This is a genomic window from Dactylosporangium sp. NPDC000555 (assembly GCF_040300025.1).
Lineage (GTDB): Bacteria > Actinomycetota > Actinomycetes > Mycobacteriales > Micromonosporaceae > Dactylosporangium.
In genome coordinates this window covers 1-13302 of sequence record NZ_JBEPDB010000013.1, presented here as the reverse complement: position 1 = coordinate 13302, position 13302 = coordinate 1, and the positions used below count along the sequence as shown (strand labels likewise).

12 protein-coding genes, 2 rRNA genes and 2 pseudogenes are annotated in these 13302 nt (G+C 72.8%); 2 read left to right on the top strand and 14 right to left on the bottom strand.

Going from position 1 to position 13302, the window contains the following annotated elements:
* Positions 1 to 41: 41 nt before the first annotated feature.
* The 3 genes and pseudogenes from ABT297_RS11145 to steA form a co-directional block, all read right to left on the bottom strand.
* Positions 42 to 818 (bottom strand): annotated as a pseudogene (locus tag ABT297_RS11145) (hypothetical protein); the annotation flags it as partial.
* 7 nt (positions 819 to 825) lie between these two features.
* Positions 826 to 1773 (bottom strand): copper transporter, encoded by a 948-nt coding sequence (locus tag ABT297_RS11140; RefSeq protein ID WP_350547541.1) that lies wholly within the window; start codon positions 1771 to 1773, stop codon positions 826 to 828.
* A gap of 16 nt (positions 1774 to 1789) precedes the next feature.
* Entirely contained in the window at positions 1790 to 2962 is a 1173-nt protein-coding gene (gene steA / locus ABT297_RS11135; protein WP_350547538.1) for a putative cytokinetic ring protein SteA, read from the bottom strand.
* Between the two features lie 15 nt (positions 2963 to 2977).
* On the opposite strand from steA, the pseudogene ABT297_RS11130 reads away from it, so the two are divergent.
* A pseudogene (locus tag ABT297_RS11130) lies at positions 2978 to 3319 on the top strand (PASTA domain-containing protein); the annotation flags it as partial.
* On the opposite strand, the gene ABT297_RS11125 reads toward ABT297_RS11130, so the two are convergent.
* From ABT297_RS11125 to ABT297_RS11100, 6 genes are all read right to left on the bottom strand, one after another.
* The gene (locus ABT297_RS11125; protein WP_350547790.1) at positions 3248 to 3880 is read right to left on the bottom strand and encodes a DedA family protein; all 633 of its coding nucleotides are present in this window, start codon (positions 3878 to 3880) and stop codon (positions 3248 to 3250) included. The pseudogene ABT297_RS11130 and the gene ABT297_RS11125 overlap by 72 nt on opposite strands.
* 394 nt (positions 3881 to 4274) lie before the next feature.
* The gene (gene recN, locus ABT297_RS11120) at positions 4275 to 6026 is read right to left on the bottom strand and encodes a DNA repair protein RecN (protein WP_350547535.1); all 1752 of its coding nucleotides are present in this window, start codon (positions 6024 to 6026) and stop codon (positions 4275 to 4277) included.
* Positions 6027 to 6064: 38 nt separating this feature from the next.
* A complete protein-coding gene (locus tag ABT297_RS11115) occupies positions 6065 to 6976 on the bottom strand; it encodes an NAD kinase (RefSeq protein WP_350547788.1) in 912 nt (303 codons plus the stop codon).
* Between the two features lie 118 nt (positions 6977 to 7094).
* Positions 7095 to 7895, bottom strand: coding sequence for a TlyA family RNA methyltransferase (locus ABT297_RS11110; RefSeq protein WP_350547532.1), 801 nt, complete (start codon positions 7893 to 7895; stop codon positions 7095 to 7097).
* Positions 7896 to 7917: 22 nt separating this feature from the next.
* Positions 7918 to 8148, bottom strand: coding sequence for a hypothetical protein (locus ABT297_RS11105; protein ID WP_350547529.1), 231 nt, complete (start codon positions 8146 to 8148; stop codon positions 7918 to 7920).
* Positions 8145 to 8771: a hypothetical protein gene (locus ABT297_RS11100; protein WP_350547526.1), complete on the bottom strand. Its 627-nt coding sequence runs from the start codon at positions 8769 to 8771 to the stop codon at positions 8145 to 8147. The genes ABT297_RS11105 and ABT297_RS11100 overlap by 4 nt, the downstream gene beginning before the upstream one ends.
* 111 nt (positions 8772 to 8882) lie before the next feature.
* Between ABT297_RS11100 and ABT297_RS11095 the strand changes: the two genes are divergently transcribed.
* On the top strand, positions 8883 to 9221 hold the full coding sequence (locus ABT297_RS11095) for an SCP2 sterol-binding domain-containing protein (protein ID WP_350547523.1): 339 nt from the start codon (positions 8883 to 8885) through the stop codon (positions 9219 to 9221).
* A 61-nt stretch (positions 9222 to 9282) separates the two neighbouring features.
* On the opposite strand, the gene ABT297_RS11090 is transcribed toward ABT297_RS11095, so the two are convergent.
* The 5 genes from ABT297_RS11090 to ABT297_RS11070 all read right to left on the bottom strand — a co-directional run.
* Positions 9283 to 10308, bottom strand: a complete 1026-nt coding sequence (locus tag ABT297_RS11090) for an HAD-IIA family hydrolase (RefSeq protein ID WP_350547520.1) — start codon at positions 10306 to 10308, stop codon at positions 9283 to 9285.
* Positions 10305 to 11399, bottom strand: a complete 1095-nt coding sequence (locus tag ABT297_RS11085; RefSeq protein WP_350547786.1) for a tetratricopeptide repeat protein — start codon at positions 11397 to 11399, stop codon at positions 10305 to 10307. Before ABT297_RS11085 ends, ABT297_RS11090 begins: the two co-directional genes overlap by 4 nt.
* The gene (locus tag ABT297_RS11080; RefSeq protein ID WP_350547517.1) at positions 11396 to 12799 is read right to left on the bottom strand and encodes a hypothetical protein; all 1404 of its coding nucleotides are present in this window, start codon (positions 12797 to 12799) and stop codon (positions 11396 to 11398) included. Before ABT297_RS11080 ends, ABT297_RS11085 begins: the two co-directional genes overlap by 4 nt.
* Positions 12800 to 12981: 182 nt before the next feature.
* Positions 12982 to 13098 (bottom strand): 5S ribosomal RNA (rrf, locus tag ABT297_RS11075).
* A 110-nt stretch (positions 13099 to 13208) separates the two neighbouring features.
* Positions 13209 to 13302 (bottom strand): 23S ribosomal RNA (locus ABT297_RS11070); the annotation flags it as partial.

The following is a 13302-nucleotide window of genomic DNA, read 5'->3' as shown; positions in this document are numbered from 1 at the left end:
GGCTGCGCCGGCTTCTCTGACGTTTCCGATGCGTTCGGGTCGTGCTGCCGCCGTCCCCACTGGTCGACCGCGTTGAGCACCGGGTTGCCCTCGATGACCCGGGTGAAACTCACCCTCTCGCTCGCCGCGGTCAGCGCGACGATCCCGGCCAGGGCCGCGAGCCGCCCGAACGTGCCGGTGCGGGCCGTGTAGGCGGTGCCGAGCAGCGCGCCGAGCGCGTTGGCCCCGGCGTCGCCGAGCATGATCTGCTCGTCGAGGTCGGCCGGCAGCAGCGCGCCGGCCGCGCCGAGCGGGCCGGACGCCCCCAGCGGTGTGCCGGCCGCGAGCCCGGCCTTCAGCGCCCGGCCGGGGCGCAGGTCGAGCAGGTTGAACAGGTTCGCCGCGCCGGCGATGACCCCGGCGCCGAGCAGCACGTCGATCCCGCGCTTGCGGGGCAGCAGCGCGGCGGCGGCGAGCCCGGCGGCGCCGACCCCCGCGATCTTCACCAGGCCGCTGGTGACCCGGCCCTGCCGCAGCGCGCCGAGGTGCCCGCGGAAGCCCTTGGCCGCGTGCTCGGGCCGCGCGCCGACGAGGTCGTCGTAGAGCCCGACGGCCCCGGCGCCGAGGCCCGCGATCGCGGTCGCGGCGGCATGCTCGGGCCGGTGCACGATCGCGCCGGCGGTGGCGCCGAGGGCGAGGGCGGGGCCGCCGGCGAGCGAGACGGTGCGCCCGTGGAAGTTGGTGCGCTCCAGCGCGGGAGTGTCCCGCAGAGCACGCAGCGCGGCGCGGGCGACGCCGCCGCCGACCGGGCCGGCGAGCGCGCCGCCGATGAACCTCAGCACGCGGCTACGAGCCATTGGTCACGCTCGCGCCCTTGGGCAGCAGGCCGGTGGCGCCGTCGCCGATGCCGTAGTGGCCGGTCTTGCCGCCGAGCCGCTCGGCGAGGGCCATGACCGCGGCGAGCTGCCCGTTCGCGGTGACGGCGTTGTCGACGGTGGAGATGGAGCGGGCGATGGAGGCGTCGGCGCGTACCGACGCCACCAGGCTGTTGGCCGACAGCCCGGCCACGACGACGCGCCCGGCCAGGTCGAACCGGCTGGCCAGGGTGAGGGCGGCGGCGTTGCGGTCCTTGGCGTCCTTGCCGGTGGCGGGCGCCCCGGCGACGATCACGACCGCCTCCGCGGGCGCCTTGAAGTCACCGTCGACCCCGATGAACCCGGCCGACTCGTACGCGCTGAGCACGGTGCGCACGCCCTCGACCTGCGGCGTGCCGGACTTGCCGACGAGCACGGCGGCGAGCAGCGCGGCCGAGGTGTCCACGCCGTTGGCCTGGCTGGGCAGGGCGCCGCTGACGCCCGGCGGGGCGAAGGACTCGGCGAGGTCGAGCAGCATCTCGTTGCTGGCGGCGGCGGTGAACTTCTCCTTGACGGTGACGGTGCCGACGACCTTGGCGCCCGCGGTGCCGAGCATGGTCGCCACGCCGTCGGCGGCGGTGTTCACGTCGCTTCTGTCGCTGCCGCTGAGCCTGATGAGCAGCACGTTCCTGTTCGGCAGCTTGTTGCTCAGCAGCATCGGCGCGGCCTCGGTGGCGAAGTCGCCGTTCTTCTTCAGCTCCGCCCGGGACTGCTCGAGGTCGTCGCGCAACTGCTGCTTCTCGTCGGTGATCTTGTTGACCTGCTCGTTGAGGTTCTCGGCGAGCGGCCCGTTCGCCGCCGCGGTCCCGACGACGAGGCCGATGGCCAGCGCCAGGAACACGGCGGCCAGCGACACCACGTGGTATCGGAAATTGATCACAGGAAATGCGGCCCGTCTACGAGAACAGCGTGAAGATCAGGTTGTCCCACCACTCGGCGATGACACTGAGATAGGCCCGGCCGATCGTGGTGACCGCGAGCGCGGCGGCCATCGCGGCGATCGCCGAAACAAGCAGCAGGACCAGCGACGAACCGGAGAGGCTCTGCCGATACAGCCTGCTGACACCCTTGGCGTCGACGAGCTTGCCGCCGAGCTTGAGCCGGGTCAGGAACGTGGAGGCCATGCCGCCGCGGCCCTTGTCGAGGAACTCGATGAGCGTGTTGTGGGTGCCGACCGCCACCAGGAGGGACGCGCCCTTCTCGTCGGCCAGCAGCATCGCGATGTCCTCGCTGGTCGCCGCGGCCGGGAAGGTGATCGCCTCGACGCCGAGCCGCTGCACCCGGGCCAGGCCCGGCGCGCGCCCGTCGGGGTAGGCGTGCACGACGATCTCGGCGCCGCAGCGCAGCACGTCGTCACTGACCGAGTCCATGTCACCGATGATCAGGTCCGGGGTGTACCCCGCCTCGACCAGCGCGTCGGCCCCGCCGTCGACGCCGATGAGGACCGGCTTGTACTCCCGGATGTAGGGCCGCAGCACGTCGATGTCGGCCTTGTAGTCATACCCGCGCACCACGATCAGGCAGTGCCGCCCGGCGATCTGGGTCTGCACCTCGGGCACGCCGACGCCGTCGAGGAGCAGGCCGCGCTCCTGCTTGAGATACTCCATCGTGTTGGCGGCGAACGCCTCCATCTGCACCGACAGGCCCTCCCGGGCGTCGGCCATCGCCTCGGCGACCGAGTCGGCGTCCTGCCGCACACCCTTGGCGACGGCCTCGTCGCCGATATACACGCTGTCGCCCTCGATGCGCACCGAGTCGCCCTCGCGCAGCCGGTCGAAGAGCTCCTCGCCCAGGTCGTCGACGAGCGGGATGCCGGCCTTGATCAGCCCCTCGGGCCCGAGGTTCGGATACCGCCCGGACACCGACGGCTTGGCGTTGAGCACCGCCGCCACGCCCGACGCGGCCAGCGAGTCGGCCGCCACCCGGTCGAGGTCCATGTGGTCGATGACCGCGATGTCGCCCGGCCGCAGCCGCCCCACCAGGCGCTTCGTCCGCCGATCGAGCCGCACGACGCCGGCGATGACACCCGGCTCGGCGGGCCGGTTGCGGCGCAAGGTTGGAAGTCGCATCAGCACCATCCTGGCATGGGGCGTTGCCGAAAGCCGTGTGCGACATGTCCACGAGCAGGTGGAACGCCCCATTTCACGTTTCGGAGTGACGCCGGTCACCCTCGAAGCCTCACACTCGGTGTCGCGTACACGACACTATGGAGGCGTATTTACGACGTCCGGCGGTTCCTCACGTCAGCGCAAGGGTCCATCACGAGGAGTCGCCAGATGGAAACATTATCGTCGATCCGCCTGACCCGCGTGCCCAACCTCGCCGGACAGACCCCGGCCGAGGCGACCGCCGCACTACGCGCCGCCGGACTCGAACTCGGGGTGATCCGCGAGGTCGGCCCGGCCGGCACCATGATCGTGCTCGAGCAGTCCACCCTGGCCATGACCGTCGCCCCCGTCGGCACGAAAGTCAACCTGCTGGTCGGCCGGCGCTGAGCGGCGCCGCACCAGTTCCGCCGCGACCAGCAACGCGCCGGCCCCCGCATAGGCGACCAGCAACGCCTTCCAGGGGCTTCCCCCGAAGAAGAGCCCGCACGTGTACCCGATGAGCCCGGCCATCGACGCCCAGACGCCCACCCCGAGCGCCGTCCAGACCCGAAAGCGCACCGCCGGGTAGCCGACCACCCCGGCGGCCAACGCGGACGCGGACCGGCCGCCGGGCAGGTATCGCGCGAACACCAGCACCTGTCCGCCACGGCTGTGCAGCGTCCGCCGCGCCCACTCATACGCGGCCAGCCCGCGCGACTTCCCCCGCAGCCGGCGCAGCACCCCGGCCCCGGCCCGCACCCCGATCCGGTACGACAACACATCCCCCGCGAACGCCCCCGACGCGGCGGCCAGGATGACGAGCGCGATGTGCGGCTCCCCGGTGGTCCCGGCCAGCACCGAGACGGCGATCAACGTGGACTCGCTCGGCGAGAGCGGCACGATCGCATCGAGCCCGGCCACGAGGAAGACCACGAGCAGCACCCACGGCGACCCCGCAACGGCATCCACCACGCTCGAAACGTACGACGACCACGCAAACGCTCAGTGACAACGAGGCTACCCACGACGAAGCAGCCGGCGGCCGCCTGGAGGGGCTAAGAGCGACCGTCAATTGCTGGCAGCGGCAGCCAGCGAGCAAAGTCCCCGCGGTCATGCGCCCCGGCGTACACGGTGCACGGGTTCTCGATGATCACGGAGTGAATGTGCTGCTTTTTGTACATTTTTACTCCGTGTTCATGGAGAAACATGATGTCGGTCGACGCAGATCGCAGGCGCGGCCAGCGCCGCCGGAACTCGGCTTCTCGCGATGCCAAGCGCCCAATTGTCGGTCACGCTAAGCCTTCTCCCGATCCGCCACCGACAGCAGCTCCTCCGCGTGCGCGATGCCGAGGTCCGAGTCCGGCAGCCCCGCCAGCATCCGGGCCAGCTCCCGGGCCCGCTCCGTGCGCTCCACCGCCCGCACGCCGCTCGTCGTCACGGCGCCGCCGGTGTCCTTGGCCACCACCAGGTGCCGGTCCGCGAACGCCGCCACCTGCGGCAGGTGCGTCACCACGAGCACCTGGTGATCCCGCGCGAGCCGGGCCAGCCGCTTGCCGATCTCCACCGCCGCGGTCCCGCCGACCCCGGAGTCGACCTCGTCGAACACGAGCGTCGGCGGCCCGCCGACCCCGGCGAACACGACCTCGATCGCGAGCATGACCCGCGACAGCTCACCGCCCGAGGCGCCCTTCTGCAGCGGCTGCGCCGGCGCCCCCGGGTGCGGCAGGAGCCGGATCTCGATGTCGTCGGCCCCGTCGGGCCCGACACCGCTGTCCGCTCCGGACGCTGTGGGAATGGCCGGCCCGCTCCCGGCCGGCTTCGGCACGACGACGACCTCGATCCGTGCGTGCGGCATCGCCAGCCCCGCGAGCTCGACGGTGACGTCGGCGGCGAACCGCCCGGCGGCCTCGTGACGGGCCGCGGACAGGGTGGTCGCGAACTCGGCGACCTCCCCGTGCAGCCGCCTGCGCTCCCGGTCGAGCTCCTCCAGCAGCTCGTCGGACGTGTCGAGCTCGGCGAGGCGGGTGCGGGCGTGCTCCGCCCAGGCGACGACCCCGTCGACGTCCTCGGCATATTTGCGGGTGAGCGCCCGCAGCGCGGCCCGCCGCTCATACACCTCCTGCAGCCGGCCCGGGTCGGCGTCGAGCGAGGCGAGATAGGTGCCCAGCTCAGTGGACACGTCACCGGCGAGCGTGGCGACCTCGTCGAGACGCGCGGCGAGCTCGCCGAGGACCCGGTCGACGCCGGACTGCGCCTCGAGGGTGCGCCGGGCGGTCGCGATCAGGCTGAGCACGTCGGCCACGTCGTCGCCCTCGCCGTTGCCGGCCAGTGCCACGTGCGCCAGCTGCGCGGCCGAGCGCAGGCCCTCGACGTGCTCGAGGCGCTGGGCCTCCTCGCGCAGCAGCTCGTCCTCGCCGGGCTGCGGGTCGACGCGGCTGATCTCGTCGAGGCCCAGCCGCAGCAGGTCGGCCTCCTGGGTGCGCTGACGGGCGTTGGCGCGCCGGTCGGCGAGGTCGTCCTCGACGGACCGCCAGCGCGCATACAGCTCGGCGAACTGGCCGAGGAGCTTCTCGTGCTCGGGTCCGGCGTAACGGTCCAGCGCGGCCCGCTGCTCGGCCGGGCGCAGCAGGCGCAACTGGTCGGACTGGCCGTGCAGGGCGAACACCCGCTCGCCGACCTCCGACAGCAGCGACACCGGGACGGTGCGCCCGCCGACGTGGGCACGGGAACGGCCCTCGGCGGTCAGCGTGCGGCTCATCAGCAGCGTGCCGTCGTCGTCGACCCCGGCACCCGCGTCGGCGATGCGGCTCTCCACGGCGGCCCGCACGTGCCTGGGCAGCGTCAACCGGCCGTCGACGGTGGCGCGCCCCGGGTCGGCGCGCACCCGGCCCGCGTCGGCGCGACCGCCGAACAGCAGATTGAGGCTCGTCACGACCATGGTCTTGCCCGCGCCGGTCTCGCCCGTGATGACGGTCAGGCCCGGGCCCAGGGGCAGGGTGGCGTCTTCGATCACGCCCAGTCCGGTAATGCGGAGTTCCTCCAGCACGTGAGGAACACTAGCCGCGGGGTGTGACAGTTCTCCACTCAGCCATGCCGTTTGTTGTGCCGCCAACCCTCGACCGGGAGACCGAACTTCGCCACGAGCCGATCGGTGAACGCGCGCTCACGCAGGCGCACGACGCGGACCGGGAGGGATCCCCGGCGTACCGTCACCGTGGAGCCCGGGGCGAGGTCGATGACCCGCCGGCCGTCGCACGACAGCAGCGCGAAGCTGGTGAACGGCTCGACGTTGATCGTGATGGTCGCCGTCGGCGCGATCACCAGGGGCCGGCTGAACAGCGCGTGCGCCGAGATCGGCACCATCAGCAAGGCTTCCAGCTCCGGCCACACGACCGGCCCACCGGCCGAGAAGGCGTAGGCCGTCGATCCCGTCGGCGTGGCGCACACCACGCCGTCGCACCCGTACCGCGACAGCGGCCGCCCGTCGACCTCGACGAGCAGTTCCAGCATCTTCTCGCGGGCGCCCTTCTCCACGGTGGCCTCGTTGAGCGCCCACGAGCTGCCGACCAGCCGCCCGTCGTGCTCGGCGGTGACATCGACCGTGAGCCGCTCGTCGACCGTGTACGTGCCCTCGACGACCTCCCGGACCGCCTTGTCGACGTCGCCGATCTCGGCCTCGGCGAGGAAGCCGACCTTACCGAGGTTGATGCCGAGCAGCGGGGCCTTCGCCGGCCGGGCGAGCTCGGCGGCGCGCAGCAGCGTGCCGTCGCCGCCGAGGGCGAACACGATCTCGACCCCCTGCGCCGCCGCCTCGCCGGTGACCGGCACCGCCCGCGGGATGGCCAGCTGCGCCGCCTCGTCGGCGAGGACCCGCACCGTGAAGCCGTTGTCGAGCAGGTCCGCCGCGACCGTGCGAGCATGGTCGTTGTTGCTGGCCTTGCCCGTGTGCGCGACGAGCAGCGCCTCACGAACGCTCACGCCGTCACCTCCGCCCAGTCTGGCTCGATGGGGCTTCGCGCTGACCGACCCAGACCAGGCGCCGCTTCGCTCCGGCAGCGGCGCGAGCTCAACCCGCGCTCCTGGTGAGCGGCCACTCCGCTTCGCTCCGTACCGCTCACGAAGCCACAACCCCCTCCACCACGTCGTCCACCGCGGCCGGATCCACCGCAGGGGCGTCGCGCCGCAGCCACAGGAAGAATTCCACGTTCCCCTGCGGCCCCGGCAGCGGGCTGCGCGCCACGCCGGCCACGCCGAGGCCGAGTTCCGCGGCCGCCGCGGCGACGTCGAGCACCGCCGCGGCGCGCAGCTGCGGCGAGCGCACCACCCCGCGGTCGCCGAGCGCCTCACGCCCCACCTCGAACTGCGGCTTCACCATCGGCACGAGGTCGCCGCCCGGGGTCGTGCAGGCCGCCAGCGCGGGCAGCACCAGCCGCAGCGAGATGAACGACAGATCCGCCACGGTCAGCTCGCACGCGCCGCCGATCTGCTCGGGCGTCAGCATGCGCACATTCGTCCGCTCGATGACCCGCACCCGCGGGTCGGTCCGCAGTGACCAGGCGATCTGCCCATACCCGACGTCGACCGCCGCGACCGAAGCCGCACCCCGGCGCAGCAGTACGTCGGTGAACCCGCCGGTCGAGGCACCCGCGTCGAGGCAGCGGCGCCCCGCGACCGGCAGCGCGCCGAACGCGTCCAGCGCCCCCGCCAGCTTGTGCCCGCCCCGCGACACGTACTCGTCCGCCGCCGACTCCAGCACCCGCACCGGGTCCGCCGGGTCGACCTGGGCCGCGGCCTTGCCCGCGGCGCTTCCCCGCACCTCCACGCGGCCAGCGGCGATCAGCGCCGCCGCCTGCTCGCGGGAGCGGGCCAGCCCGCGTCGCACCAGCTCGGCGTCGAGTCGATTCCGGCGCGCCATCTGCCAGCAGCTCCCTGAATGCTCAGCGTTCCTCGATCGTGCTCAGCGTCTCCTGCAGCGTGCGGTGCGCGTCGGTGTACACCCCGACCTGTTGCCGCAGCGGAAGCGACGCTACCTCGCCCAGCGCCGCGACCGCTGCCTCGACCCGGCCGAGCACCGCCGCGCCGGGCGGACCCGGCACCGCGCCGGGCCCGGGCACCGGCCCCGGACGAGGCCCCCCACCAGGCACGGGACCGGGAACCGGGGCTGTCATGACGCGGCCTTACGGGGCGTCCGCGTGGCCTTCTTCACGGGCAGCTTGTCCGAGGCCGGCCCGACCTCGGAGGCCGCCGCGACGGTCTCGATGGCGGCCTTCGCCGTGGCCTTCTTCGCCGGCGCCCGCCGCGTCGCGGTCGCCCTGGCCGGAGCTGCCTTGGCCGGAGCCGCCGGAGCCGCGGCCTTCTTCGCCGGCGCCCTCTTCGCCACCTTCTTCGCGGGCGCGGCCTTCGCCGCCGCCGCCTCCTCCGGGGCCTCCTCGATCGCCTCGGCACCCACCGGCGGCTCGGGCTCGTGCGACGGCGCGACCGCCTTCACGGCCGCCTCCTTCAGCTGCGCCTCGAGCTCGTGCACGCGGGAGGTGAGCGCCGCCACCTCGTCCGCGGTCGCCAGGCCGACCGCACCGAGCGCCCGATCCAGCTCGTACCGCACCAGCTTCGTCAGCGCCTCACGGTTCGCCGAGCCGGCCTTGAGCAGGTCCTCGGCCATCGCCTGCAGCTGCTCGGCGGTCGCGCCGCTCTTGCCCACCAGGCGCCGGACCGTCTTGGTCGCCTTCTTCGTGGTGGCCTCGGTCATGCCATAGGCGAGTTCCAGATACGCTCGCCATGCTTCCTGCGCCATATTGCGTCTCTCCTCCAAGTGGTGTACGCCCTCACGCTACCGGGCGCACCGCGGCGCCGTACGGTACCGTCACATTCCACAGAACCGCAGAGAAAGACGGAGATTCACGCGATGGCAACGGTTGACGAGTGTCGTGCCGCACTGCAAAAGCTGGCAGAGCGACTTTCGGCCAAGGCCACCGAGGCACGGGAGAAGCTCGACTTCGACCGTTCCCTCGCCTGCCGCGTCACCGACCTCGAAGTGGCGTTCCACGGCCGGCTCAAGGACGGCCAGATCACCGACCTCCAGGACGGCGACGACCCACGCGCCAAGATCAAGCTGACCTCGTCGAGCGACGACCTGGTCGCCCTGGTCAACGGCGAGCTCCACGTCATGTCCGCCTGGACGAGCGGCCGCATCAAGATCGAGGCCGGCATGCTGGACATGCTGAAGCTCCGCAAGCTCCTGTAGAGCCCAGCCGCCTGGAGAACCCGGCGCGACCGCCTCAGTGCGATCGCGCCGCGCGTGGCTCTCAGGCCAGCTTCAACCACTTCAGCGCGGCCTGCGCGGCCTCGTCCGCCGCGACGACCGGCCGCACCTCGCCCGCGGCCCAGGCGACCTGGCAAAGGGCCGTCAGGGCGTCGACCGGACGTCCGTCGCCCGCGAGCTCCCACCGTCCGTCACGGTCCGTGACCTGCCATTGCCCCTGCCGCGGTACCGCCTGAGCCGCCTCGAAAAGCCCGCCCAGGTCCTCCGCCACGAACGTCGGCCGGCGCTCGACCGGCGCCGCGAGCAACTCGGCGGCGTCGGACACCCCGGTCAGCACGAGCAGGCTGTCCATCCCGGCCCGGTACGCGCCCTCGATGTCCGTGTCGAGCCGGTCGCCCACGACGATCGGCCGCTGCGCGCCCCGCTCCCGCGCCGCCTCCAGGAACAGCGCCGGGTCCGGCTTGCCGACGATCGTGTCCGGCTGCCGCCCCAGCGCCGTGGCGAGCGCCACGACCAGCGACCCGTTGCCGGGCAGCGGCCCGCGCGGCGACGGCAGCGTCTTGTCGGCGTTGGTCGCGATCCAGGCCGCCCCGCCGCGAATCGCCACGGCGGCGTCGCCGAGGTCGCGCATGCGCACCTCCGGACCGTACCCCTGCACGACGACCCGCGCCTGCTCCGCCTCGGTCACCGGCGTCAGCCCCGCCGCGACGACCTCCTCGCGCAGCGCCGGCGCCCCAAGCACGAGCACCGGCGTGCCGGCCGGGAACTGCTCCGCCATCAGCAGCGCGGTTGCGTGCGCCGAGGTGACGACCTCGCGCGGCTCCGAGGGGATGCCGATCCGCGTGAGCAACGCGGCCACGTCGCCGGGCAGCCGCGAGGCGTTGTTCGTGGCGTACGCGCTGGGGATTCCCCGCTCGCGCAGCCTCGCGCACGCCTCCGCGGCCCCCGGGATGACCTGATCGACGAGGTACAGCACCCCGTCAAGATCGAAGATCACCAGGTCGTAGTGGCCGACCAGGTCGCCGCCGTCCTCCTCCGGACCGGCCGCGGCGACGCTCGCCGCGCTCACGCCCTATCCGTCCCATCGCGGCCGCCGGCCGGCCTCGCGTCGTCCCGTGTGGTCACCGGCTCAGTACCGCCCTGGTCCCCGTCGCGCTCGTCGTCGCCAACGGCCACATCCGGATCGGCTCCCCGCCCCGGCCCGTCCTCACGGCCGGCGTCGCGGACATCAGCGTCCCCGTCGCGCTCGTCGGCGTCCCCGTCGCGCTCGTCGTCTACGTCGTCTTCTTCGTCGTCGCCGAGGTCGTCGTCCTCGTCGTCCTCGTCGTCGTAGTCATCTTCGTCGTCGTAGTCGTCTTGGTCTTCGTCGTCCTCGTCGTCGTCTTCTTCGTCGTCGTCGTAGTCGTCGTCCTCGTCGTCTACGTCGTCTGCCTCGTCGTAGTCGTCATCGTCGTCTACGTCGTCATCGTCGTCGCGGTCGTCCTCGTCGTCCGCCGCCCGGGCGGCCGGTTCGTCCTGGCCGTCCTGCTCGTCGGACTCGTCGGCGTCCCCGTCGAGCGTGATCCCGTCCAGCTCCAGCAGCCGCTCCGCCGCGTCGGTGCGCAGGTCCTCGTCCAGGTCCGCGGCCCGGGCGAACCACTCCCGCGCCTCTTCCCGCCGCCCGGCACGCAGCAGCGCATCGGCGTACGCGTACCGCAACCGCGCGGCCCAGGGCGCCTCCGGAGCTGAAGTGAGCTCCCGCACCTGCAGCATCGCGACGGCCGCGTCGTGCTGCCCCATGTCCCCGCGGGCCCCCGCGGCGACGATGAGCAACTCCACGATCTCCTCGGCCGACAGCCGCTCCCGGTCCGCGGTCCGGAACAGGTCGATCGCCTTCTCCGGCCGGCCGAGCCCCCGCTCGCAGTCCGCGATGACCGCGATGTGCGTCTGCCGCCCGCTCATCCGGTGGTACGTCCGCAGCTCTCCAAGCGCCGTCTGCCACTCCCCGGCGTGGTACGCCGCGAGCCCCGCCGCCTCGCGCACCACCGCGATCCGGGACGCCTTCCGCCGCGCCACGAGCGCATGCGCCAGCGCCAGCTCGGGGTCCTCGTCGATCAGCTGCCCCGTCGCGACGAGCCGACGAGCGACCTCCTCGGCCACAGGCCGCGCGAGTGAGCTCAGCTCCGCCCGGACCTCCCGGTCGAGCTCCGAGGCGTCGATGTCCTCCGCGAGCACCGGATCGGCGACCCGGCTGACGGTCTCCTCGCCCGCTTCGTCGCTGCTGGCGAACCCGGGGTCACTCGTCCGCGGCCGGTACCCACCGGCGTCGGTGCGCCGCAGCCCCTCACCGCGCTGGAACCCGCCATCGCGCCCGCCGGCGTCCCGGTCGCGGAACCCACCGGGGCGCGTGTCCCCGCCCCGGTCCCGATACCCGGGCCGATTCCCGCCCCGGTCGCGGAACCCACTGTCGCGGTCGCGCCCGCCATCACGGTCGCGGTACCCGGACGGCCGATCACCACGAGGCCCGCCATCACGGTCACGGAACCCACCGGACGGCCGGTCCCCGCGCGGCCCACCGTCGCGATCGCGGAAGCCCGACGGCCGGTCCCCGCGCGGCCCGCCATCGCGGTCGCGGAACCCACCGGACGGCCGGTCCCCGCGCGGCCCACCGTCGCGGTCGCGGAACCCACTGGACGGCCGATCACCACGGGACCCGCCATCGCGATCGCGGAAGCCCGACGGCCGATCACCGCGAGGCCCGCCATCGCGATCGCGGAAGCCCGACGGCCGGTCCCCACGCGGCCCACCATCGCGATCGCGGAAGCCCGACGGCCGGTCCCCACGCGGCCCGCCATCACGGTCACGGAACCCACCGGACGGCCGATCACCGCGCGGCCCGCCATCGCGATCGCGGAACCCACCGGACGGCCGATCACCGCGGGGCCCACCATCACGGTCACGGAACCCACCGGACGGCCGATCACCGCGAGGCCCACCATCACGATCGCGGAACCCACCGGACGGCCGATCACCACGCGGCCCACCATCACGATCGCGGAACCCACCGGACGGCCGATCACCGCGAGGCCCACCGTCACGATCGCGGAAGCCACCATCGCGGTCACGGCCGCGGAACCCGCCCTCGCGATCCCGGTCACGGAAGCCACCGTCACGCTCGCGGAACCCCGACGACGGCCGCTCACCACGCGACCCACCATCACGGTCCCGGTACCCGGACGGCCGGTCCCCGCGAGTCCCGCCGTCACGGTCGCGATCGCGCGAGCCGCCGTCACGGTAGCCGCCGTCGCGGCCCCGGTAACCACCTTCGCGGCCCCGGTAACCGCCGTCGCGATCGCGGTGACCGCCATCGCGGTCGCGAGAGCTCCCGTCACGGTCACGGAAGCCGCCGCTGCGCTCGCGGAAGCCACCATCACGGTCCCGCGGGGCGCCAGAGGAACCACCCCGGTAGTCGCCGGCCCCGCCGCGCTCGGGCCCATCGCCCCGCGAATCACCGCGCGGAGCGCCTCCGTCGCGGAAACCGCCCCTGGGCCGATCGTCACGACCGCGATCATCGCGACCACGAGCCGGCCCGGAGTCCCTGTGCGGCCGCCGCGGGCCGCTGTTGCCGTTGCCGTCCTGGCCCTTGCCGTCGTGTGGCGTTGCGTTCACGACTTCATCCTTCCCGACCGGGGTGCGCCACCTGCGCTCGACCCGGTGAAACGAGTCGAGGGTCGCCCAATGGGCGACCCTCGATCGAAAGATTGTCCGGCGGCGTCCTACTCTCCCACACTCTCTCGGGTGCAGTACCATCGGCGCTGGAGGGCTTAGCTTCCGGGTTCGGAATGGGACCGGGCGTTTCCCCTCCGCTATGGCCACCGAAACACTATGAACCTATCAACCCCGCACACCCACCACACTTCATGGCAGGGTGCGAACGGTATTGGTTCAGAATCACACAGTGGATGCAAAAACTTCTTTCAAGCTTGTGTAGTAGTCAAGTCCTCGGCCTATTAGTACCGGTCAGCTCAAACCTGTTACCAGGCTTCCACCTCCGGCCTATCAACCCAGTAGTCTAGCTGGGGGC